General features: G+C 36.8%; 35 protein-coding genes and 1 pseudogene. 17 read left to right on the forward strand and 19 right to left on the reverse strand.

Annotated elements, in window-relative coordinates; genetic code table 11:
* Positions 1-22: 22 nt before the first annotated feature.
* The 13 genes from B9T31_RS09620 to B9T31_RS09675 are packed head-to-tail and all read right to left on the reverse strand — an operon-like array spanning position 23 to position 5,088.
* Positions 23-595 (reverse strand): hypothetical protein, encoded by a 573-nt coding sequence (locus B9T31_RS09620; protein ID WP_086181746.1) that lies wholly within the window; start codon positions 593-595, stop codon positions 23-25.
* Between the two features lie 10 nt (positions 596-605).
* A complete protein-coding gene (locus tag B9T31_RS09625) occupies positions 606-1,088 on the reverse strand; it encodes a RusA family crossover junction endodeoxyribonuclease (protein WP_228146019.1) in 483 nt (160 codons plus the stop codon).
* The gene (locus B9T31_RS09630; RefSeq protein WP_086181748.1) at positions 1,085-1,462 is read right to left on the reverse strand and encodes a hypothetical protein; all 378 of its coding nucleotides are present in this window, start codon (positions 1,460-1,462) and stop codon (positions 1,085-1,087) included. Before B9T31_RS09630 ends, B9T31_RS09625 begins: the two co-directional genes overlap by 4 nt.
* Positions 1,459-1,983: a hypothetical protein gene (locus B9T31_RS09635; RefSeq protein ID WP_139840911.1), complete on the reverse strand. Its 525-nt coding sequence runs from the start codon at positions 1,981-1,983 to the stop codon at positions 1,459-1,461. The genes B9T31_RS09630 and B9T31_RS09635 overlap by 4 nt, the downstream gene beginning before the upstream one ends.
* Entirely contained in the window at positions 1,952-2,143 is a 192-nt protein-coding gene (locus B9T31_RS09640) for a hypothetical protein (RefSeq protein WP_086181750.1), read from the reverse strand. The genes B9T31_RS09635 and B9T31_RS09640 overlap by 32 nt, the downstream gene beginning before the upstream one ends.
* Complete coding sequence (locus tag B9T31_RS17770; RefSeq protein ID WP_171264731.1) at positions 2,136-2,297, reverse strand: hypothetical protein; 162 nt, start codon at positions 2,295-2,297, stop codon at positions 2,136-2,138. Before B9T31_RS17770 ends, B9T31_RS09640 begins: the two co-directional genes overlap by 8 nt.
* Positions 2,294-2,536: a hypothetical protein gene (locus B9T31_RS09645; RefSeq protein ID WP_086181751.1), complete on the reverse strand. Its 243-nt coding sequence runs from the start codon at positions 2,534-2,536 to the stop codon at positions 2,294-2,296. Before B9T31_RS09645 ends, B9T31_RS17770 begins: the two co-directional genes overlap by 4 nt.
* 8 nt (positions 2,537-2,544) lie before the next feature.
* Positions 2,545-2,739 carry a hypothetical protein gene (locus tag B9T31_RS09650; protein ID WP_086181752.1) on the reverse strand — a complete coding sequence of 65 codons (195 nt, stop codon included), beginning with the start codon at positions 2,737-2,739 and terminating at the stop codon, positions 2,545-2,547.
* The gene (locus tag B9T31_RS09655) at positions 2,736-3,344 is read right to left on the reverse strand and encodes a restriction endonuclease (RefSeq protein WP_086181753.1); all 609 of its coding nucleotides are present in this window, start codon (positions 3,342-3,344) and stop codon (positions 2,736-2,738) included. Before B9T31_RS09655 ends, B9T31_RS09650 begins: the two co-directional genes overlap by 4 nt.
* Positions 3,337-4,191, reverse strand: coding sequence for a replication protein (locus B9T31_RS09660; RefSeq protein WP_086181754.1), 855 nt, complete (start codon positions 4,189-4,191; stop codon positions 3,337-3,339). Before B9T31_RS09660 ends, B9T31_RS09655 begins: the two co-directional genes overlap by 8 nt.
* Positions 4,188-4,517: a hypothetical protein gene (locus tag B9T31_RS09665; RefSeq protein ID WP_228146020.1), complete on the reverse strand. Its 330-nt coding sequence runs from the start codon at positions 4,515-4,517 to the stop codon at positions 4,188-4,190. Before B9T31_RS09665 ends, B9T31_RS09660 begins: the two co-directional genes overlap by 4 nt.
* A 26-nt stretch (positions 4,518-4,543) precedes the next feature.
* Positions 4,544-4,900 (reverse strand): transcriptional regulator, encoded by a 357-nt coding sequence (locus B9T31_RS09670; protein ID WP_086181755.1) that lies wholly within the window; start codon positions 4,898-4,900, stop codon positions 4,544-4,546.
* Positions 4,897-5,088: a helix-turn-helix domain-containing protein gene (locus B9T31_RS09675; protein ID WP_086181756.1), complete on the reverse strand. Its 192-nt coding sequence runs from the start codon at positions 5,086-5,088 to the stop codon at positions 4,897-4,899. Before B9T31_RS09675 ends, B9T31_RS09670 begins: the two co-directional genes overlap by 4 nt.
* 125 nt (positions 5,089-5,213) lie before the next feature.
* Between B9T31_RS09675 and B9T31_RS09680 the strand changes: the two genes are divergently transcribed.
* The 15 genes and pseudogenes from B9T31_RS09680 to B9T31_RS09745 all read left to right on the forward strand — a co-directional run bounded on the left by B9T31_RS09680 (position 5,214) and on the right by B9T31_RS09745 (position 14,287).
* Positions 5,214-5,918: a S24 family peptidase gene (locus B9T31_RS09680; protein ID WP_139840912.1), complete on the forward strand. Its 705-nt coding sequence runs from the start codon at positions 5,214-5,216 to the stop codon at positions 5,916-5,918.
* 60 nt (positions 5,919-5,978) lie between these two features.
* Positions 5,979-6,860, forward strand: a complete 882-nt coding sequence (locus B9T31_RS09685; RefSeq protein WP_086181757.1) for a DUF6731 family protein — start codon at positions 5,979-5,981, stop codon at positions 6,858-6,860.
* The gene (locus B9T31_RS09690) at positions 6,823-7,272 is read left to right on the forward strand and encodes a hypothetical protein (RefSeq protein WP_086181758.1); all 450 of its coding nucleotides are present in this window, start codon (positions 6,823-6,825) and stop codon (positions 7,270-7,272) included. The genes B9T31_RS09685 and B9T31_RS09690 overlap by 38 nt, the downstream gene beginning before the upstream one ends.
* A gap of 189 nt (positions 7,273-7,461) precedes the next feature.
* On the forward strand, positions 7,462-7,719 hold the full coding sequence (locus tag B9T31_RS17680; RefSeq protein WP_139840913.1) for a hypothetical protein: 258 nt from the start codon (positions 7,462-7,464) through the stop codon (positions 7,717-7,719).
* A gap of 9 nt (positions 7,720-7,728) precedes the next feature.
* Positions 7,729-7,962, forward strand: coding sequence for a hypothetical protein (locus B9T31_RS09695; protein ID WP_086181759.1), 234 nt, complete (start codon positions 7,729-7,731; stop codon positions 7,960-7,962).
* The gene (locus B9T31_RS09700) at positions 7,962-8,267 is read left to right on the forward strand and encodes a hypothetical protein (protein ID WP_086181760.1); all 306 of its coding nucleotides are present in this window, start codon (positions 7,962-7,964) and stop codon (positions 8,265-8,267) included. Before B9T31_RS09695 ends, B9T31_RS09700 begins: the two co-directional genes overlap by 1 nt.
* Entirely contained in the window at positions 8,267-8,614 is a 348-nt protein-coding gene (locus B9T31_RS09705; RefSeq protein ID WP_086181761.1) for a hypothetical protein, read from the forward strand. Before B9T31_RS09700 ends, B9T31_RS09705 begins: the two co-directional genes overlap by 1 nt.
* A complete protein-coding gene (locus B9T31_RS09710; protein WP_139840914.1) occupies positions 8,587-8,958 on the forward strand; it encodes a hypothetical protein in 372 nt (123 codons plus the stop codon). The genes B9T31_RS09705 and B9T31_RS09710 overlap by 28 nt, the downstream gene beginning before the upstream one ends.
* The gene (locus tag B9T31_RS09715; protein ID WP_086181763.1) at positions 8,955-9,437 is read left to right on the forward strand and encodes a hypothetical protein; all 483 of its coding nucleotides are present in this window, start codon (positions 8,955-8,957) and stop codon (positions 9,435-9,437) included. The genes B9T31_RS09710 and B9T31_RS09715 overlap by 4 nt, the downstream gene beginning before the upstream one ends.
* Complete coding sequence (locus B9T31_RS09720; protein ID WP_086181764.1) at positions 9,434-9,721, forward strand: hypothetical protein; 288 nt, start codon at positions 9,434-9,436, stop codon at positions 9,719-9,721. Before B9T31_RS09715 ends, B9T31_RS09720 begins: the two co-directional genes overlap by 4 nt.
* Entirely contained in the window at positions 9,714-9,941 is a 228-nt protein-coding gene (locus B9T31_RS09725) for a hypothetical protein (RefSeq protein WP_086181765.1), read from the forward strand. The genes B9T31_RS09720 and B9T31_RS09725 overlap by 8 nt, the downstream gene beginning before the upstream one ends.
* Positions 9,925-10,662 carry a phage antirepressor KilAC domain-containing protein gene (locus B9T31_RS09730; RefSeq protein ID WP_086181766.1) on the forward strand — a complete coding sequence of 246 codons (738 nt, stop codon included), beginning with the start codon at positions 9,925-9,927 and terminating at the stop codon, positions 10,660-10,662. The genes B9T31_RS09725 and B9T31_RS09730 overlap by 17 nt, the downstream gene beginning before the upstream one ends.
* Entirely contained in the window at positions 10,662-10,862 is a 201-nt protein-coding gene (locus B9T31_RS09735) for a helix-turn-helix transcriptional regulator (RefSeq protein WP_086181767.1), read from the forward strand. The genes B9T31_RS09730 and B9T31_RS09735 overlap by 1 nt, the downstream gene beginning before the upstream one ends.
* A 1,048-nt stretch (positions 10,863-11,910) precedes the next feature.
* Positions 11,911-12,840: pseudogene (locus tag B9T31_RS18240) on the forward strand (outer membrane protein transport protein); the annotation flags it as partial.
* 313 nt (positions 12,841-13,153) lie between these two features.
* Positions 13,154-14,287: an OmpP1/FadL family transporter gene (locus B9T31_RS09745; protein WP_086181769.1), complete on the forward strand. Its 1,134-nt coding sequence runs from the start codon at positions 13,154-13,156 to the stop codon at positions 14,285-14,287.
* Between the two features lie 58 nt (positions 14,288-14,345).
* On the opposite strand, the gene thrH is transcribed toward B9T31_RS09745, so the two are convergent.
* Positions 14,346-14,963, reverse strand: a complete 618-nt coding sequence (gene thrH / locus B9T31_RS09750; protein ID WP_086181770.1) for a bifunctional phosphoserine phosphatase/homoserine phosphotransferase ThrH — start codon at positions 14,961-14,963, stop codon at positions 14,346-14,348.
* Positions 14,964-15,166: 203 nt separating this feature from the next.
* On the opposite strand from thrH, the gene B9T31_RS09755 reads away from it, so the two are divergent.
* Together B9T31_RS09755 and B9T31_RS09760 are read left to right on the forward strand one after the other, a co-directional pair.
* The gene (locus tag B9T31_RS09755) at positions 15,167-15,898 is read left to right on the forward strand and encodes a phosphoadenylyl-sulfate reductase (RefSeq protein ID WP_086181771.1); all 732 of its coding nucleotides are present in this window, start codon (positions 15,167-15,169) and stop codon (positions 15,896-15,898) included.
* Between the two features lie 174 nt (positions 15,899-16,072).
* Positions 16,073-17,452, forward strand: a complete 1,380-nt coding sequence (locus tag B9T31_RS09760) for a WS/DGAT/MGAT family O-acyltransferase (protein WP_086181772.1) — start codon at positions 16,073-16,075, stop codon at positions 17,450-17,452.
* 57 nt (positions 17,453-17,509) lie between these two features.
* On the opposite strand, the gene B9T31_RS17775 is transcribed toward B9T31_RS09760, so the two are convergent.
* The 5 genes from B9T31_RS17775 to mreC form a co-directional block, all read right to left on the reverse strand.
* A complete protein-coding gene (locus B9T31_RS17775; RefSeq protein ID WP_086181773.1) occupies positions 17,510-17,677 on the reverse strand; it encodes a PA1571 family protein in 168 nt (55 codons plus the stop codon).
* Between the two features lie 128 nt (positions 17,678-17,805).
* Positions 17,806-19,260 carry a ribonuclease G gene (gene rng, locus B9T31_RS09770; RefSeq protein ID WP_086181774.1) on the reverse strand — a complete coding sequence of 485 codons (1,455 nt, stop codon included), beginning with the start codon at positions 19,258-19,260 and terminating at the stop codon, positions 17,806-17,808.
* Between the two features lie 46 nt (positions 19,261-19,306).
* Positions 19,307-19,873: a Maf family nucleotide pyrophosphatase gene (locus B9T31_RS09775; protein WP_086181775.1), complete on the reverse strand. Its 567-nt coding sequence runs from the start codon at positions 19,871-19,873 to the stop codon at positions 19,307-19,309.
* Entirely contained in the window at positions 19,861-20,352 is a 492-nt protein-coding gene (mreD, locus tag B9T31_RS09780; RefSeq protein WP_086181776.1) for a rod shape-determining protein MreD, read from the reverse strand. The genes B9T31_RS09775 and mreD overlap by 13 nt, the downstream gene beginning before the upstream one ends.
* A complete protein-coding gene (mreC, locus tag B9T31_RS09785; RefSeq protein WP_086181777.1) occupies positions 20,339-21,196 on the reverse strand; it encodes a rod shape-determining protein MreC in 858 nt (285 codons plus the stop codon). The genes mreD and mreC overlap by 14 nt, the downstream gene beginning before the upstream one ends.
* Position 21,197 lies beyond the last annotated feature (1 nt).

The raw sequence follows: 21,197 nt of genomic DNA on the forward strand, positions 1-21,197 counted from the left end.
CTATACCTTAATGAGAAAAATTTTACCACCCTTTGGCTTGTATTTCTTTATAAGTATCTTTTTTGTACTTTTTAACAGCTTTTGATGCCTCATCTATTGCTGATTCAATTGCTAATATCATTAGTTTTTCATACTGCTTCCAAGTTCGATCATAAGCTTTCAATGTCATCTGGTGACTACCAACACCTGCATAATATAAGCGCCCTTTAGCTGTGTAGTTTTCCTCAAGTTCAGGATTTAAAGAGAAATCTATAACCATACGTGCAATAAGATATGCCAAATGGTACATGCTGATATTTTCAGGTTCACGCTTCTTATCACTGGTCGCGCTTCTCAACATAATATTTGCCAAATGATTACGCACATACTCATAATCACTTTCGCTCTTTCCATCAAATACAATCAAAGCTGTTACTGATTTCGCTAACTGGCTTTCCATTGAAGCTATAGCACCCAAACGATCTTGATAGTCCAATGGTTTCTCTCCCGTGCCATGTGCTTGTGGTTCAAAATTAGGTGACTTTGCAGTAATGCCATGAGTCAGCCATTCAAATTGTTCAAACTTTTCCGATGCTACATTCACTGCAATATTCATCCTATTCCCCTCAAACTTTCTTAACCGAAATAATCAATTTCCCATTTTTATGAACTGGCAGTCGTTCGACCACCAACTTATCCACTTGCCTATCATCTAAAATCAGTCCACATTTTGAGAGTGAATCAAAGATAGGCTTCACTATGTTGTCTATATCCCTTACTTTTGCATCAGGTGGCGCAAATTGGACGTTTACCGACACTTTCCCATCGTACCTACACGGACTAATAAAACGCTTCATAACAGCCATAAAATGCTTTGCTCGTTTGCTTAATCTTTTTCGTGCTTTTCCTGAATCTAACCAGTAGTTGTTGACTGACGGTGGCACTATTTCGATTTCGCATAACAGCAAGTCATCTTCAAACAATCCATCACTTGCAAAGCCTTTGACCAAATTAGGAGGGATTGTCGGTGCAGGATCAGGATTGCGTTTCTTCTTTGATGCAGGCTTATTACCCACACCTTGAAGTTTTCTAACCTCTGCAACGGTCATTCGCATGAATTACCTCGCAAGGTTTTCTTAATTTCAGCAATACAAAATCTCAAAGCAAATACGCGCTGTGAATTTCCAGACTTAAGGTTTTGACTCAAAGCAAATTCAAGCTGCTTGATCAGCATTTCAGATGACATTCTTAATCTGTCATTTTCCTGCTTTAAGCCATGAAGCTCTTGAGCAAGTAAATCTACTTCTAAAATTGCTTGTTCTCTTGTGAGTTCCTGATCAGCAAAACATGAACCGTCATAGTGACAATAACCATCAGCACCACAATATGGGTTATGACCTTTACAACGCATCACAGCATTAGCCCATACATTATGATTTTTGCTTAATAAATCGTGTTCACAAGGTATTTTGATTGCTTTCACGACTCACCTCGTAAGGCTTTTTCTAAAGCATTGATTGTTAATTGCGTAATATATCGATCATGCTTTTTAATAACGTCTTTTACAGATACAATTTGATCTTGCTGTTCTTGCATCTTACCTAGGTAGCGTTTGTTCATTTCAGCAAGGTGAGCTTTCTCCTTCTCCAACTGCTCGATTTTTTCTTTATATGAATCAAGCAAATCAAAATTAAATGGCTTGCCCAGCGGTGGCTTTACCAACATTGCACCACCTTCAATTTTTTCTTGGCTTAGCACTGCATATTGCTTGAGTTCATCTTCCTCACTTTGGCCGTAGTAGTGTTGGTCAATTTTGGATTGTTGTTCTTGGAACACATACCAAGCGCCATTTATAAAACCTTGTGAGTATTCAGGTAGTCTTTCCGATCTATACTCGTTGTCTGATTCATCAAAGGTGCAAGCTGATACAACGTGCTTAATATTTCCCAACGCCTCAAACTTCTGTCTTAACTCACCCACCACACACCTCCGCATCAACCCCATACCAAAGACCATCATCAAAACAATCAGCTAGTTCATTCGCTTCTGATCTTGTTTTCACTTGATCAATAAGATGCCAATACCCACCACTATAATAACCAACACACCACGTTCTATTAATTCTGCGAACCTTGTGCATTCTTGCAAACTGACGTTTAGCCACCGCACACCTCCCAATTCTCATCATCATTCAATGCATCTTCTTCAGCACGGCGATGCAATTCATTCCATTGTTCTTGTAATTCCATCTCATCATCACTATGAGCAATAGGGCTATTTAACTTGTCACGAAGCGTTTTAAAATCAGGATTGGTCATGCTGTCACCAGTCTTTCCGCATTTGATCGAATGTGATTGCGACGAGTTGCATTACGTTTTCTGTAAAACACCTCATAACAAGCTTTGCAAACTGCATCAAATTGAGGGATGCGAGTTCCATCTTTTCTTGGATTCCCTAATCGCGCAAAGAAGAACTCAGAATCCATGGGCCAAAAGTCTTTGCACTTACTGCACTGTTTTTCATTACCAAGTTCGGTTTCAATAATTGGATTTTTCATGCCACCACCTACTTGCTAAATACTTTGATCAAAAGAACAAACACCACAAATACGATCAGCAAACCCAATCCAAAGCAGTAACCACGATTTACCCACTCAATAGCACCATCAAGATTTTTTCTTCCTGTGATTAAGCCTTTTGCAAAGTCATAGGTGTAAAGAACAGCGATACACACAGCAATTATTTGTAGTACATCCTTCATGCCACACCGCCTTTATTCAAAGAATTAATACCTCTCAACTGAGCAACAAACTCAGGTGGACATGGCACACAATTACGCTTTGATTCATCAAACCCAAGTCTTTTAGGTTCAGGCGGTTTGACATAAAACTCTTGAGCTTTTCCTTGGTCTTTGGCACGGCGCAAATAATCTTGATAAATATCTTTAAAAGCGAAATGCGCGGCTCTTTGCCCTTCTGCCACTAGAACATGGCGAACCTCATCGAGTGTGTGCTTTGCAAGCTTGGTAATTTTGGTTGTTGGATCTGCTTCAAACTGCAACGCTTTCGCCCAAGCCATTTCAGCAGTCCACCACTCACCACCTTGTTCACACCAACTACGGAACTTAGGAAGATTTGGACACCATTCCTCAGAATTCATGCGTAACAAGCCACGTTGAATATCTTCTGGTGTTAGACCACTCAAAACCGTACATGTTAGCTGTTGGAGTTCTGAATCTGAGTAACCATGGTATTTCTTACTAAACTCAGTGCCATACAAATCACTAATACGACTTAAAACCAAATTTGCTACTTCAACTGGAAATTCAACCTGAAAAGCATTTTTGAAAAGTTCGATATCACCCATGAGTAAATCCTCCTACATCACGCATTTGATGTTCGTTAGATTGCTCACCAAAACGACGGCGCTGTGTTTCTTGAGTGTTTTGCATGTGAGCCGATGGTGCTGGTTTGTGCTTCGGGAAATACACGCTTTGGTAACTGCTCACGATTGAGGTTTCCAAAGCTTCATTTGCTTGATCACCAAAACCATGTAATTTTTTTAATAAAATTTTTACAGCGTTTTCAGTGAGTGGCTTTTTGATTGATTTACGCATCTCAACAAACTGGTTCCACAAATCACGATTTACGTTGCCTGGTAATTCAACCGATATTGCATCGAATGAATTTTGTTTTTCAGCCTTAGGTTGTTCAGAACCACTTTCACTTTTTTTATTTATTTTTTTATTTTGATAGTGTTTATTGATAGTGGATCTTTGTGTGTAAAAATTTTTTACTAGCAGAGGTAAAATATTTTTACTAGTGTGGTTAAAATTTTTTACTAGCAGGGGTAAAGATTTTTTACTAGCAATCGTCTTGTTTTCACCTAGTAAAATATTTTTACTAGGGAAATTCATCACCAAATTAATACTTGAATCATCACCTAATTTATAAGTTTTTCCATGAATCGTACTTGGCTGTTCAACCACTAAACCAAACTTAACTAACTCACGTAAGCACTTAACAATGGTAGGACGGCTTTTACCTGTGAACTCCTCAAACTGAGTCAGAGAGATAGAATCCATCTCCTTGTTCCAACCACGAGTTTTACGAGAAATTAACAAGTAAATTTTTGTCGAAGCATCAGAAATCTTGCACATGACTTCATCAACAAATGCATTCGGCACTTGAAAAGCGTTAGGGATAAAACTCATGAAACCTCCGCAAGTGCTAATTCAGCTTCGGAAAGACGGCGTTTGGCTTGGAGTTCAGCTACCGTTGCGTGGCGAATGTTCGTTATATCTACGCAAAAACCAGCAAGAATAGACATAGATCTACTTAATCCTGGTGCATATAGACTTACTTGTACTGAGCAACCATTAACATTCTCAAAAACATAAAGATTATTTTTAGTTGGTCTCCATGCTTCAGTAATACAGATCACATCGCCTATTAAAAAATCTACATCGTTGTTTTGATTGGGTTGTTGTGGTAAATTTGATTTCATATTTAAATCTCGCTGATTTGAATTAATGACCACTTCTAGTTGCTGCTAGAAGTGGTTTTTTAATAACCTAACTTTTCTTTTTGACCGCTAATTTCGTCATGAAATAGATCATCTACCGATTCAATACGGCTCATCCAGCTTTTAGACATGACGAGTAACGCCTCAACTCTAGATTTATCAATACTTTGGTATTCCTTAGGAACAATCTTTAACCCTAAGCAGCTCAACAACTCACAAAAAATTTCAATTTCATTCAAGCCATTGTTTTTCTTATCAGTTTTAAGTCTTGTCACCGTACTCGGATCAACACATAGGTGCTCTGCTATTTCTTTTTGATTGCCCAAATCAAGACCTTGCAATATTCGAGAAACGCCATTTCTAGCACTTGCAGACAATTCAATAGATACTTTATTCATGCACATGATCCTTGTTCATATAGCTTTTGAAGTTTTCTTCCTCTGCTATATGTCACCTCGGTCAATTCCTCATTGAGAATTTTTGAAATTGAACTTTGGGAAATATTGGTTAATTGTGAAATTTGAACTTGAGTTAATGATTTTGAAAGAACTAGTAGCATCTCTCTAATGGTTGGTTCTTCACTCATAAACTGATCCTCCTTTTCACGAATTATTATTCATATGTGAATAGGTGTCAATTCATTAGTGAATTATTTATTAATTCATATTCAAATTTGAATAATATGTATTTATGAGTTAGTGAGTTCGCAGTATGTTTTTAAAATCTAATGTTGATTACTTGTTGGGAAAACATAAAACCAATCCAAATGAGTTAAGTGAAAAACATGGCATACCCCAGTCAACAATTTTTCGAATTCAAAATGGACTAACTGAGAATCCAAGACAAAGTACGCTCAAGGCTATTTCAGATTGGTCTGGAGTTGATGTTGGTGACTTGCTAACTAAAGATTTAAGATTGCTAGATTTAATTCCAAATCGAATATCAATAGATGATTGGGATAGCAATACTCCACTAGATGATGATGAGGTTGAAATCCCATTTTTTAAAGATTTCTCTTTTGCGTGTGGTTCAGGTTCAATTAGCGAAGCTATTGCCAATGAAACACGTAAATTGCGCATGTCTAAAGCCACGCTTAGAAACTTATCTATAACCAAAGATAATGCAGTAGCAGCCTCCGCTATTGGTGATTCAATGAACCCTACTATTAAAGATGGGGATACTATTCATGTAGATCTTGGTCGAAAAACCATTAAAGATGGGAAAATATTTGCGATTTGTATAGGTGGTCTTTTTTACTGTAAGCGCTTATACAATCTGCCATTTGGTGGGGTTCGTATTGCATCTGATAATTCTGAAGAGTTCCCAGAAATACAACTCACGGCGGAACAAATCATAGATCAAGATTTTCAAATTGTTGGCTGGGTTTGGCAGATATCATCTCTTGAAAGATGGTAAACACCACCATACTTTGTGGGGGCCACAAACTAAATTTAAAATATATTTATAGGGGATAGTATGACAAAACATGAAGTTAATTTTGATTTTTACCAATTAGTTTTTAGCTCTGGAAATAACTCAAGTGTAATCAATTGCTTTAATAAAATCATAAAAAATGAAGTTGAAGCTTTTGTTGATGTAAAGGACTATACGCGTGAATTATACAGATTGAGCTTCAATGAAACTGATAAATACTGGGCTGGTCAGTTTAGAAAATACAGAAAAAATCAACTTCCAGCATTTGCTCGACCTGGAGAAGATGAGATTGAATTGACTCTAGATGGTGATCAGGGAATTATTGAACGAAACTGTTTTATATTCTTCCCAATTAGAAATATTTTAATTTGGCAGCATGATGCACACGCTAATAATCCTGAAAGGTTAGCTGATTTTTTATCAATCTTAAGTGCGGATAAAGTTGAAGTTGCTCCAATTTTAACAAAATCAGCATTATTAAGATTAATGGATGGCAAAACAGAGGCTTTAAAATTCAAAATATCTGTTGCCAGGCCAACCGCCCCTAGTATGTATGATGAAAACAAATTTACAGCGGATCTATTTTCTTTAATGAATAACTCAGGATCGGATTTGTTTAATTTAGTGGGCGGTGTTGATTTAAGATCTAAAGAATCGGGTGTTCTGGGTAGGTTTGTAAAAAGCGGTATAAGGACACTTGTGTCTTCTGGAGCTGCCAAAACAGCCAAGGTTCTAGTCTTAGAGAATGGAAAAAGAGAGTGGTTGGATTTAATTACTGATAGGGTTAAAGCATCACGAGAACTTGAGTCAGGTAAAAAATCAATACCATTTTTAACTATGGTTGATATGATAAAATCAGTATACGATGAGAAGCTAGAGGTGTTAAATGAAATTCTTGGCAAGGAACAAGACACTCTTATTTAGTTTTCTTATATCAGTAGTTGTCTGTGGCGTCTTAATCAACTATCAAGGTGTAATTGTTGATTTTAAAGATGGCGGTCAAAATACACCTTACGAAATAGCAAAACTCATATCTAGTATAAGTGGGACTATTTTAGGTTTTTTACTTACAGCAGTTGCTATGTTAACAGCTGTTATGGATAGAAAATTAGTGGAAAACATGCGTAAAACAGGCCACTATAGAGTTTTTATTGTTGATTGTTTTATTAACTGTTTTTTACTTTTGTGGACCATGGTATTTGGAATTATTACTCTTTTTACAGTAAATCCTTATCTAAGCTATGTTTTTTATATAATGATATTTTTTTCAATTACTGCAATATTATTCTTAATAACTCAAGGCCATAGGTTTTTGTTAATTTTTACAAGAATATAAAACTCCATCAACCCACCCAGCGTGGGTTTTCTTTTGCCTATTAAAACATAAATTAAAAAAATAATTCATATATGCATAATTTACTATTGCATAAATCTATTCACTAGTGAATAATAATTTACATCAAAAACAAAAAAAGCACACCGACCTTCTACTTTCAGTGTGCTTCTGCTAAACAGCGAGATAAGTATGAAACAAATTCCATCACATAGCAACACACCGACCTTTGGTGTGAAAAGCCAAACAACCTCTTTTCTATATCAACCGCCTACTAAGGCGAACACTGTTCGATACAAATCCAAGTCAGGTTTGGTTGGTGCATCCCTTTTCGTCATCGCCGTGGTTTCTTTCTCTCTCTTTCTGAAGGGTTGTGCTGATGATGTAGATCGCCAACAAACGGCGTCTTTCAAATATCAAGAACAAACAACGAACCTCTTATCTAAATAGGTGTCTCTCATGGCGAAACATAGAAAAGTTAATCCTCTTATGAGTACTGCATTTGTGATTTGGCTTACTCACCTTGGCTATAAAGGTGTTTTAAAAAATGGCGTTGTTTGTTTTTACCACACAGTTACAAGTAAGAATTTTCCACGCGATGTCATGATCATGGAAAAAGGTCGCTTGAATAAACCTGCAACTCAGCTTTTTGAAGAGTTTAAAAAATACAATCCTTTTGGTGAGGTGGCGTGATGGGAATTAAGAAAAGAGTAACTCTCACTGTTGAGGTTGAAATGGATATTGAGCTTGATGAGGAGTTTAGCAATTTATCTCCTGAGCTAATAAAAGATATTAATTCTTGTGGTTATAGCATCTCAAGCTCTGATGAACTTTATGTTGCTGCTGCAAAATTAGTTTTGAATGGTGGTCAAAATTCTGCATGGGATGTTTTTGGACTGGTAACACCTTACTGGAATAAAGGGCGTGAAAGTATTCCGGATAGCAGCACGTTCTTTGATCGAATTGACCTGCATGTTGAAGACTGGGAGGTGGTGTAATGGAAATCAAACAATTAACCCCTGCTGAAATTACTCGTAATGACTACGGTTTTTGGACTCATCCAGTTTTAGATGAATATCTGAATCAAGTGCTTGGGGATCGTGAATTTATGACAAATTCCGAACACCTACACATGATGAATTATTTCAATATCAATTTGCGACAAACACAAATGGAATGGGATTGTTCAGAAGAATTATCTGATAAATATTGGGGTGATGGTGATATTGATGCTGTTGCTGAATGGCAACCCACACAGCCCCAAGGTGATGGATGGTTCTTAGTTTCAATCAATGACACTGATGATGGTCCGATCGCATGGTGGGCAAAGGAAAAGGTGGCGTGATGGATATTCAAAATTTAGCAAGTGCATCAATGGTTGTTATTCACTCCCTACTGGCGATGCTTAAGGATAATAATATTGATGTTAATTCTGCTGTTATGCGGTTATCAAGTGCAAGTGGTGAAGCTGTTTCACCAGAAGTTAATTTGGGTGAATTGACACAACAAACATTGGATGAGCTGCAAAAGGCTAAAACTCAAAAATTGACTGTGCCAAAGGGTTTTGTTTTGGTGCCGAGAGAGCCTACGGATGAAATGATAATGGCTGGATATCAAAGCAAAGATAAAACAAACAATTTAAGAGTGAATTATCAAGCCATGATCGAAGCACAGGAGCAAGTGGGATGAGTATTTCTGAATTTCAATATGATGGTGAGGCCATTGTAGTTGGTAGCGAAAACTGGAAAGAGTGGATTCTGTCAGCAGATCCTTTTGAAGGTGACTTTGATGATAGTCAGCACCTTTCGGATAAGATCGTTAAAACTCGAAAAGCCACTCAACTCTGTTCTGATTGCCTATCAATCTGTGTTTCTGGAACATATAACCGCGTTATTACAGTTTCGGAACACGGCAGTTTAATTACCAATCGTTATTGCCAAGAGTGCTGTACAGCCATGGCTTTTGATGAGCTTCATCAAGACTATAAGCAATATGATGAAGATAGTGAAAATTATCCAGAAGAAGAAATAATGTTGATTGATGTGCGACAACAGCTACGTACGGTAAATGAAAATTTTCTAATTAAAAAATTGGGTAAACGATATTTTGATAAACCTAAAGAAGACCTTTACAAGGTAATGATCGAAGCACGGGAGCAAGTGGGATGAAATTAACACCGATTCGTTTTGATGATACTAGGCATCCCACTAAAAAAGGTTTGGCTGATAATGTTATTTCAGTGAAAGCTAAAATCTTAGGAGATTACTCAGAGCATGGACGAAGTTATTACGTAGTTGAATGTGGTTTTTGTAAGAGTGATTTTGATGCTTACAAGTGGTGTATTTGGGGCGGCGGTAAAAGATGCCCTCATTGCAAAGCATTAATGGGGTCTAGTTTTGATATGTATCAATGGAGACAACTTACAAATGTTGAGGAGCCAGCCAATGACTGAAATTCAACAAATTGAAATGCATGAAATTCGCAAATTATTAAACGCCGTTGAAATTCTTGCTGTACGTCCTGCTCAGTGTAGTGAAAATACAATTGGTGAAGCAGTTGCATATTTTAAGAAGTTGTTAATTGATCGTACTAATGGTTTATTTTCTATCGAATTAGTGGTGAACGGCGTTGTGGTAGCTGATCAGGAGCCAGTCAATGAATGCAATCATTAATTTAAATACAGCCTCCATGAATAGCTTGGAAATTTCCGAGCTAGTTCAAACCGAACATCGTAACGTCAAAGTCTCTATAGACAGATTAATGAAAAAAGGAGTAATCCGAAATGCTCCAATGACGAATGTCGAAAAAATCAATAACTTAGGCTTAAAAACCCAAGTTGGTATTTATGTTTTTGAGGGTGAGCAAGGTAAACGTGACAGCATCATTGTTGTTGCTCAGCTCTGCCCTGAATTCACAGCTGCTCTCGTTGATCGTTGGCACCATCTTGAAAACCAAAAGCCAAGAGAATTGTCTCGGATGGAAATTCTTCAAATGGCATTACAGGCTGAAGAAGAAAAACAGGTCCTACAAAACCAAGTTGCTATTCTTGAACCCAAAGCACAAGCATTAGAAGCAATTGCTAATACAAACGGCACGTACACGATCCGCGAATGTGCTAAAGCATTAAATGTTGGTGAACGTAAACTTATTGATCTTTTACTGGATAAGAAATGGATTTATCGAGAAGAGCATGGCCGATTACAGCCGTACTCAACCAAACGTGAAGCTGGCATTTTTATCAATCGCCCTTCCCCTGTCATTATGAATAAAAACACTGGTGAAGAAAAAGTACATTTACACATGAGAATCACGGCGTTAGGTCTGACTAAAATTACTGAATTGATAAATCGGTGTATGAATATAGAAGTTAAAAAATTAAGAGGGGTGGGATAATGGGAATCAAATTACTAAACATCAATCAGGTCTCTTTGAAAATTGGCATGTCCAAGCCAACTATATATAACTGGATTAAGAGTGGTTACTTCCCTGCCTCAACTTTATTTGGTGAAGGAAAGAGACAATTAGCTAGGTGGAGAGAAGAAGAAATTGACGACTGGATTAAACAACATTACACTGAAACCAGAGCCTCTTAGATTGAGGCTTTAATTTTATTGACACTTTTTATTTTAGCGGCATATATAACGGTATATTATTTTCATTAAAAAAATATAGTAATAAATATCAAGTAAATAGTTTATAAGTTCGAGTCCCGCAGAGCGCACCACCTCACAAATATGATTAAAATAAAAACATAAAATTAAATTAAAATCTTTCTCATTTAAAAAATAAATTCTATAAACCATTAATATTTATCATCTTAACTACCTATACAATATTTCGAATACTTATTTTTTTAATTTTAAAAAATGTATATTTTTCACTCAAATAAAATTCAATTCAAAAATATTTTACTTAATAAATAACAGATAGTTAGCCTTAAAAATATACGCTTAATAATTTTTTAGATTAAAATTTAAACTGTATATTCACATTTAGAGCATTTACTCTTATTTTAATTATGGTATTTTTGTCACATGGAGTAACAAATGATTTCAGTTGAAGAAACAGATCTCCACAATCACATCTAAAAGTATTAGCAAAAAAGTGGTTATTACCTTTGCATCTCAGGGAACATAAAGAATGAAATTAAAAACACTTAGTACCGCAATGATTCTTGCAACCGTGCCAATGACTGGAGCGTTCGCAGCTGCTATGGATCGCTCAGGTCAATCAGTTTCAGCTTTTCTACAACCAGGCAACTATTTTGAAGCTGGTGTATCTGTATTAGATCCAAATGTTTCAGGTAAAGAAGCAGGAACATCAACAACAAGACGAAATATTGAGGATATGGGGAAAGGATATTACTTCCCAAATGCTGCAATTAAAATTCAAATTAATGACAAATTCTCTTTTGGTCTACTCTACGATCAACCATTTGGTGCAAAAGCAGAATATACAGGTGACAACGTTTTTGTTTCTAGTCCAGGCAATGATGTTGTTTTAGGTGCAGCTGCAATTGATGGGATCATTACAAAAAAAGCAGCGCAATATTTAGCTAGTCAAGGTGTTAATAATCCAACACAAGCACAAATTGATGCAGTCAAGCCAGTCATAGCAGGTCAATTAGATCCTGTTCTTACAAATGCAAATAATTCATTAGGTGAAGGTCGAACGCAAGTTGATGTACATACTGATAATTTATCCTTTATTTTTGGTTATCAGCCTATTGAAAATCTAAACGTTTACGCAGGACCAGTTTATCAACGTGCAAGAGGTGATGTACATTTACGTGGTCAAGCCTATAGCCTATTCAATGGTTACGATGCCCGAATTAAAGAAACAGGTGAAGTTGGCTGGCTTGGTGGTGTTGCGTATCAAATTCCAGACATTGCATTAAAAACATCCTTAACCTATCGTTCAAAAATCAAACACAAAGCTAAGACAGATGAAAGCTTAGCTTTATTGGACAATATGAATCCTGCTGCTTTACAAGCATTACTAAAAGATGGTATAGGCTTAAATGATGAACAAATTGCCAGTTTAGGCAAAAAAGGGAAAACTGAAATTACCACGCCACAATCTGTAAATTTAGATTTTCAGTCTGGCATTATGGAAAATACTGTTGCCTTCTTAAATGTCCGCTGGGTAGATTGGTCAAGCTTTAGCATTCAACCGACACAGTTCGGCAATATTAGTAAAGCTGTTGGTGGCTTAGTGAAGAAACCTGATGGTTTCAATTTAGTTCAATATTCTAAAGATCAATGGTCTGTGAATACAGGTCTAGGTCGTAAGTTTACCGATAAATGGGCTGGTAATTTCTCAGTAGGTTGGGATTCTGGTGCAGGTAACCCAGTAACAACACTTGGTCCAACCAAAGGTTTTTGGAGTCTCGGTTTAGGCGGTCAATATAGCCCAGCGAAAGATTATTTCCTTCAAGCAGGTATTCGATACTTCTGGTTAGGTGATGCTAAAGCACAAACGGGTGCACAAGCTGATACTCCAGAATATGTGGCTAAATTCGAGAAGAACTATGCTATCGGCTATGCTGTAAAAATTGGCTATCGCTTCTAAAATTAATAAAATTTAAAAAAGGCAGTTTTCACTGCCTTTTTTATTATTTATTTTTAATATAAATCAATTACCCCAAAATTGACTTTTTTTTCAACAAATAGATGATCAAACCAAAACTTTAGCATTAAAACCAATCGATTAATTAACCCATTAATTTTTAAAATAATAATTTTTTAAATTTAGATTAATTACTCTATTTTTCACTTAATTCATGAGTTCACAGCGCTTTTCTGATGCAACTGAGTATTTACTCTTTTTTTATTTATGTTACTTTTCCACCACTTTTTGTTACAAAATAGCATCAGGGAATACCATGAAGCTGAATAAATTATATCTTGCGGTAAGTTTATCTACCCTTTCTTTCTCATCTATTGCAGCAGGTCTAGATCGCTCAGGTCAGTCTATCGCCGCATTTTTACAGCCTAATAATTATGCAGAAGCCAGCTTCCATCTATTAGATCCGAATGTAAAAGGTAAAGACAAACATGGAAATGCCGTCGGTAATATGGGGGAACATTACTACTTCCCTACAGCTGCAATAAAAGTACAAGCAACCAATCAAATTTCTTTAGGTCTGCTCTATGATCAGCCATATGGTGGCGATGCTTCATATCAAGTTGATGGTTCTGACTTTGCCAATGCTAAAGAAGGCACAAAAGTTAAAGTTCGTACCAATAATCTAACAGCGCTCATTGGGTATCAACCTACTGAAAACTGGAATATTTACGCAGGTCCAGTTTGGCAAACTGTTGAAGCTGATATTTCCTTACGTGGCAATGCCTATAGTGTACTCAGTGGCTATGATATTAACGTAAAACAAAAAGATGCCTACGGTTGGGTTGCAGGTCTTGCTTATCAAATTCCTGAAATTGCCTTAAAAACTTCGATTACCTATCGTTCTGAAATCAAGCACAATGCACATGCAACTGAAAGCCATCCACTTTTAGGTTCTTTTCAAAATCGTTTAGAAGCGATCACCCCACAATCTGTGAATTTAGATTTACAAACTGGGATTAGTCCAAATACTTTAGCATTCACCAATGTTCGTTGGGTTCACTGGGATCACTTTGTTGTCAGCCCCACCGCGTTAGGCAATGCTACTCAAATGTTTACAGGAACACGTCAAGATCTGATCAGCTATTCTAAAGATCAATGGTCAGTGACAAGTGGTCTGGCACACAAATTCACAGACAAATGGTCTGGAACAGCATTGGTTGGATGGGATTCAGGCGCTGGTAATCCAATTACAGTACTTGGTCCTACAAAAGGATATTGGAGTTTTGGGTTAGGTGGACAATATAGCCCAGCAAAAGACTACTTTATTCAAGCAGGAATGAAATATTTCTGGTTAGGTGATGCAGATGGGCAAACTGCTGGATCAATCAAAGGAAAATTTGAAAACAACCATGCATTGGGTTATAGCGTAAAAATCGGTTATAAATTTTAATTGAATCTAGATTAAAAAAGGGCGTGTAATACGCCCTTTTTAATAATCATTCAAATGATTAAGCAGGAATATCACGCACTGATGCGTTACGAATCGCTTCTTTTAATGCTGCATAACCATGAATTGCTGGAAATTGTGGAAACTCAGCAATGACATTGGCAGGTGCATCAAATAAGAATCCTTGATCTGCTTCACCCAACATTGTCGTGTCGTTATAAGAATCCCCCGCTGCAATCACACGATAATTTAAACCATGTAATGCTTTAACCGCTTCACGCTTTTGATCTGGTTGGCGTAATTTATATGCGGTAATCATTCCATTTTCATCTGTTTCTAACTTATGACAGAAAATCGTTGGCCAACCTAATTGTTTCATTAGCGGATGCGCGAATTCATAAAATGTATCTGACAAAATAATCAATTGAAAATGGGTACGTAACCATTCTACAAATTCTTTTGCGCCTTCAAATGGCCCCATATCAGCAATCACGTCTTGAATATCATTTAACCCTAAGCCGTGTTGCTTTAAAATATTAAGACGCTGAGTCATTAATACATCGTAGTCTGGGATATCACGAGTTGTTGCTTCTAACTCTTTAATTCCAGTTTTTTTTGCAAAATTGATCCAAATTTCTGGAACCAAAACACCCTCAAGATCTAGACATACGATTTCCATGGGTTCTCCAAATGCCACTATGATTTAAAATTTCCCTATCATAGCCAAGAAATCAAATTTTCTCATCAATTATCTTTTAAATCTGTTTTTTTCATAAGTATCTATTTTTTAGTGATAAGTGTGTTTTAACATTTCTATTAAAATAGGTATGAATTTATTGAATATAGGTTTTGAAGCCTCCAAGCCTATTTGCCAGGACTCTCATGACTACAATTCCGACGATTGATATTGTCGATGCGCTTGCATCTGAATATAAAGATAAATCACCAAGTGAAATTTTAGAACTCGCACTCAGCCAAGAAGGTGAAATTGCAATTTCTTTTTCTGGTGCAGAAGATGTTGTTCTGATTGATATCGCCTCACATTTAGGTAAGCCATTTCGCGTATTTAGCCTAGATACCGGACGCTTACATGCTGAAACTTATCAATTTATCGAGCAGGTTCGTAAACATTATAAAATTGATATTGAAATCTGCTTCCCTGAATCTGACGCTGTACAAAAACTTGTCACCGAAAAAGGCTTGTTTAGCTTTTATCAAGATGACCATAAAGAATGTTGCGGTATTCGGAAAGTACAACCTTTACGTAAAAAACTTGCTACGCTAGATGGATGGATTACTGGTCAACGTAAAGATCAAAGTCCAGGAACACGTAATGAAATTCCTGTAATACAAGCAGATGTAGGGTTTTCAGGAGTTGGCAAGCAATTAATTAAATATAATCCTCTCGCAAATTGGTCAAGCGCTGATGTCTGGAATTATATTCGTCTAATGGAAATTCCATATAATCCACTACATGAACGTGGTTTTACTTCTATTGGTTGTGAACCTTGTACTCGCCCTGTCCTTCCTAATCAACATGAACGAGAAGGTCGCTGGTGGTGGGAGGAAGCGACCCATAAAGAATGCGGATTACATGCCGGAAACTTAAAATAATCTTTTTTAAATTAAAGACTTTCATGTAAAGTCTTTAATTTATTATTTGAAAACTCACGTACTCATATATTTATTTAATAAAGTCGCTATAATTTAATTGAAACATCAAATTCCTAAAAAATATGGCCGCTCATAAAGGAGTAGCAACGTTTTTGCAGTGAGGCAATAAGTATTATGCGTCCATTACACCCTATTGATATTATTTTTCTTTCTTTAGAAAAAAGACAACAACCTATGCATGTAGGTGGACTTTTTTTATTTCAAATTCCTGAGAATGCTCCATCTTCATTTATACAAGACTTAGTTGCAGATATTAGACAGTCAAAATCTATTCCAATTCCTCCTTTTAATAATAAACTGAGCGGACTTTTTTGGGGCGAAGATGAAGAGTTTGATCTAGATCATCACTTCCGACACATTGCTTTACCTAAGCCAGGTCGCATTCGTGAGTTATTAACTTATATTTCCCAAGAACACAGTTCACTCATTGATCGTGCGAAACCTTTATGGACATGCCATATTATTGAAGGAATTGAAGGCAATCGTTTTGCCATGTATTTTAAAATTCATCATGCGATGGTTGATGGTATTGCAGGTATGCGTCTCCTTGAAAAATCATTTTCTAGAGACCCGAATGCCAAACGTATTGTCCCACCTTGGTGTATTGAGGGTGAACGATCTAAACGCTTAAAACAAACGAAATTAAGCAGAATCAAAGGAGTCGTTTCTGGCTTAAAGAGTCAACTTGAAGCAGCTCCTGGTGTATTTCATGAGCTTTCACAAACCATTACTAAAGATATTGGTCGAAATCCAGATTACGTTTCTAGCTTTCAAGCGCCAGCATGCATACTCAATCAACGTGTCAGTTCATCCCGCCGATTTGCTGCCCAATCATTTGAATTTTCACGTTTAACGCATATTGCTCAATCATTAAATGTCACGATCAATGATATTATTTTAGCCGTTTGTTCTGGTGCTTTACGTGAATATCTCATTTCTCAAAAAGCATTACCTCATAAACCACTCATTGCAATGGTGCCGGCTTCTATTCGAGATGATGATTCTGAAGTGTCGAATCGAATTACCATGATTCTTGCAAATTTAGGAACACATAAGGAAGATCCTTTAGAGCGCTTACAAATTGTACGTCGTAGCGTTTTAAAAGCAAAACAACGATTCAAACGTATGACACCTAATCAAATTTTAAATTATAGTGCCTTTGTATATAGTGCAGCGGGTTTAAATATTATTTCGGGTCTCATGCCAAAACGACAAGCCTTTAATTTAGTGATATCAAACGTTCCTGGCCCTAGAGAACCTTTGTATTGGAATGGCGCAAAATTAGAAGCATTATATCCAGCATCAATTGTTTTGGATGGGCAAGCTTTAAATATCACCATGACCAGCTATCTAGATAAACTTGAAGTTGGCTTAACTGCTTGCCGTAACTCGTTACCTAAAATGCAAAATTTATTGATTCACTTAGAAGATGAAATTCAACGCTTTGAGAATTTAATTAAAACACCACAGCTTGAGCTTCAAGAAGTCAGTTAAAAAGTGTTATTACTGTAAAATCTATAGATAAAATTAAAGGGCTTAGCGCCCTTTAATTTAGTTTTTAATATTTCGACATTGCTTTAATAATTGCTGACACACTGTTCTCACCATCGCAGTTGTAATCTGAACTTCTTTACCTTCCGCATCAAGCATATATCCGCGATGCGTATTTTGACTTTCAAGTACTTTGATGCTTTTCTTAATAACTGTATCCACATTCATGATTACTACCCCTTGGCTTAGACCTCTATAACGAGTCTTTGTTTAGCTAATGCGTGTAGTATTGTGAATTTAACGCAAAAAGTAAAATTACAGATGTAACAACTGTTTAATGATATTTTGTTACACATTTAACTCAAAATGATATCATATTGCTCTTGCGTATATAAATTTTCCACTTGAAACTTTATGACTCTATTCAAGAAATGCTCTAAATCTGCGACAGACGTCGCTTCTGTTGTTAATAAACGATCGACAACCAAAGGATGCGCAACGACAGTAAAGCCACTCTGAGAAGCATATGCACGAGCATATCTCATGATTTCTCGAAAAATTTCGTAACAAATAGACTCTGCTGTTTTAACAAAACCACGTCCTTGACAAATTGGACAAGATTCACATAACAAATGTTCTAAAGATTCACGTGTTCTTTTACGTGTCATTTCAACCAAACCAAGCTCAGAAACTTGTGTAATTTTGGTTTTTGCATGATCCCGTTCAAGCATCCGTTCAAACTGAAGTAGCACTTCTTCACGATGATGGGATTCTTGCATATCAATAAAGTCAATAATAATAATGCCACCCAAATTTCTTAATCGAAGTTGGCGTGCAATAATTTGGGTTGCTTCCATATTGGTTTTAAAAACCGTATCTTCCAATGAACGGCCTCCCACATATGACCCAGTATTTACATCAATAGTGGTCATCGCCTCAGTCTGGTCAATCATCAAGTAACCGCCCGATTTGAGAGCTACCCGTGTTTGTAAGGCTTTTTGGATATCTTCTTCAATATTATACAAATCGAAAATTGGGCGCTCACCTGGGTAATGCCCCAAGCGATTTTTCATCATTGGTACAAATTCTTCAACAAACTCTGCTAACTTTCCATGTACTTCTCTTGAATCGACATAAATTTTTGCGGTGTTTTCATTGGCTAAGTCACGAATCACACGTTGAGGTAATGGTAATTCCTCAAAAATGAGGGATGGTACGCTCACCAATTGTTGTTTGCGTTGAATATGTTTCCAAAGTTTAGCCAAATATGCCATATCTTGGGCGATTTCTTCTTCTGAAACGCCTTCCGCAGCAGTACGAACAATCACTGAACCTGGTAATTTATGTTGTTTTTGAATCCGTTCAATAATATTTTTTAAGCGCTCACGCTCAACATCAGACTCAATACGTTGAGAAACACCTATATGATTTCCATAAGGCATCAAGACTAAATAACGTGATGGAATTGAGAGATCGGTGCTTAAACGCGCACCTTTGGTTCCCAACATATCTTTCATGACTTGTACAACCAATATTTGACCTGGTTGTAATAATTCAAAGACATTTGGAATGGCTTGATTACGCGGCCATACCATATCATTAATATGTAAAAATGCAGTTCTAGATAATCCAATATCAACAAAAGCAGCTTGCATACCTGGTAAAACACGCACAACTTTACCTTTATAGATATTTCCCACCAACCCACGCTTTGCCGTACGTTCAATAAATAATTCATTGACCGTTCCGTTTTGAATTAATGCTACACGACATTCCATGGGTGTAACATTAATCAGTAACTCGTCTGACATAATAGAACTCAAAACATTATAAAATTATAAAAATTTGGTTCAGCAGTTAATGTAAAGCCCCAACTGTCTGTAATAATTGTCTAGTTTCAAATAAAGGAAGACCAACAACATTGCTATAGCTGCCTATAATTTTAGGGATATACTGTGCTGCAATTCCTTGAATTGCATAAGCACCAGCTTTTCCGATCGGCTCGCCTGTTGCCCAATAATATTCCATATCATTTTGGCTAAGCTGTTGAAATTCAACTTTAGTGCTTACCACTATACTCAATTTTTGTTGCTTTGTCTGAACACAAACACCTGTGTATACATGATGTTCACGCCCAGAAATTAATGTCCACATTTCAAAAGCATGTTGTTTTGATTTAGGTTTCCCCAATATTCTTTGATCAATTTCCAAGCTTGTATCTGCCGCAATAATCACAGCATCAGGAAATTTTTCCAACACGATATTTGCTTTTTCTACAGAAAGCCTTTCTACATAGTGCTCAACAGGTTCATGTTGCAATATAGCTTCATTAATCTTTGGACTATAAGTATCAAAGTGTAGGCCTAATTGTAATAAAAGCTCACGACGTCGTGGTGAGCTTGAAGCAAGTATTATATTCGCCATCTTTTCAATACATAATAAAATATAGGCCAAACAACAACGGTCGGAAACCACGGTGTCCAATGACGAGTGAATACAAAATCGGTACCACTCATAATGTGTGCTAAAAAGGTGATCGTCAAATATGCCGTCACACCTAAAATAGTGATAATCCACAAATTCATAAACGTCATAATACGGCGTTCACGTGTTAAATAACGTGCGATGAAGGTGATCACCACAAAAGAAAATGCATTTAATCCTAATGGCGCATCTAATAATAAATCGGTAAATATACCAGTTGCAAAAGCAAACCAAACACCACACCACGTTGGCTGACATAAGACCCAAAATAACATGACGATAAACATAAAACATGGTCGCCATCCAGAGAAGGTATATGAGAGTGGATAAACCGTTAAAACAGATGCCACCAAGATCGATATTATAATTGGAAATAATGGATCTCTAGATTTTGAATACCCTATTTTAGCGCTCAGCATAAGGTTGCTCCATTGCTAGAGAGTTTGAATAAAGTACAACAACATGATGACCACTCGCGAGTTGTGCCGCAGGTATAACATCTATTTGTGCGAACTCACCCGTATTATGTCGACTGACTTTTGCAACTGTTCCAACTAAATAGCCAGCTGGAAAATGTTCGCCAAGCCCTGAACTATATACTTTTTCACCTACTTTAATATCTGCACTAGTAGGCACATATTCCATTTTAAGTAATCCTAAGTCTCCAGTACCCGAAACAATAGCACGCATTCCACTTCGTTCTAAACGAACAGATAAGGAATGTTCTTTATCAGATAACAGCATGACACGACTACTTCTTGGTGACACAGAAATAATTTGTCCAATAATCCCTTTATCATCCAGTACCGTTTGACCTACCTTAAGTTGGTTCATTGATCCACGATTAATGACAATAATATGACGTAATGGGTCAGCATCTGTACCAATGACTTCGGCAATTTCCATCCGTCCATCAATAATTAATGGCGTATCAAGCAAACCGCGCAAACGTGTATTCTCAGCAGATAGTTCTGAGAGTTTTTGAAGACGTACATTCGCCTGCGATAATTCTGCACGCATTGCTGTATTTTCACGACGTAATTGCGCTTCTGATTTACTTTGTTGACTCAGCCACTCTCGCGAAAGTACGGGATAACTTGCAAGGGTATAAATTGGATTATAAGCCGTGTACAAGACATCTCTTGCAGGTTGAATTACATGTGGCATACGATAATTAAAAAACAATATGACCAGACACGTAATCACTGCAATAATAAATGAGCGAAAAGATGGCGGTTGTCTAGAGAACAAATTTGCTTGCACC

Source organism: Acinetobacter sp. ANC 4558 (assembly GCF_002135375.1).
Classification (GTDB): domain Bacteria; phylum Pseudomonadota; class Gammaproteobacteria; order Pseudomonadales; family Moraxellaceae; genus Acinetobacter.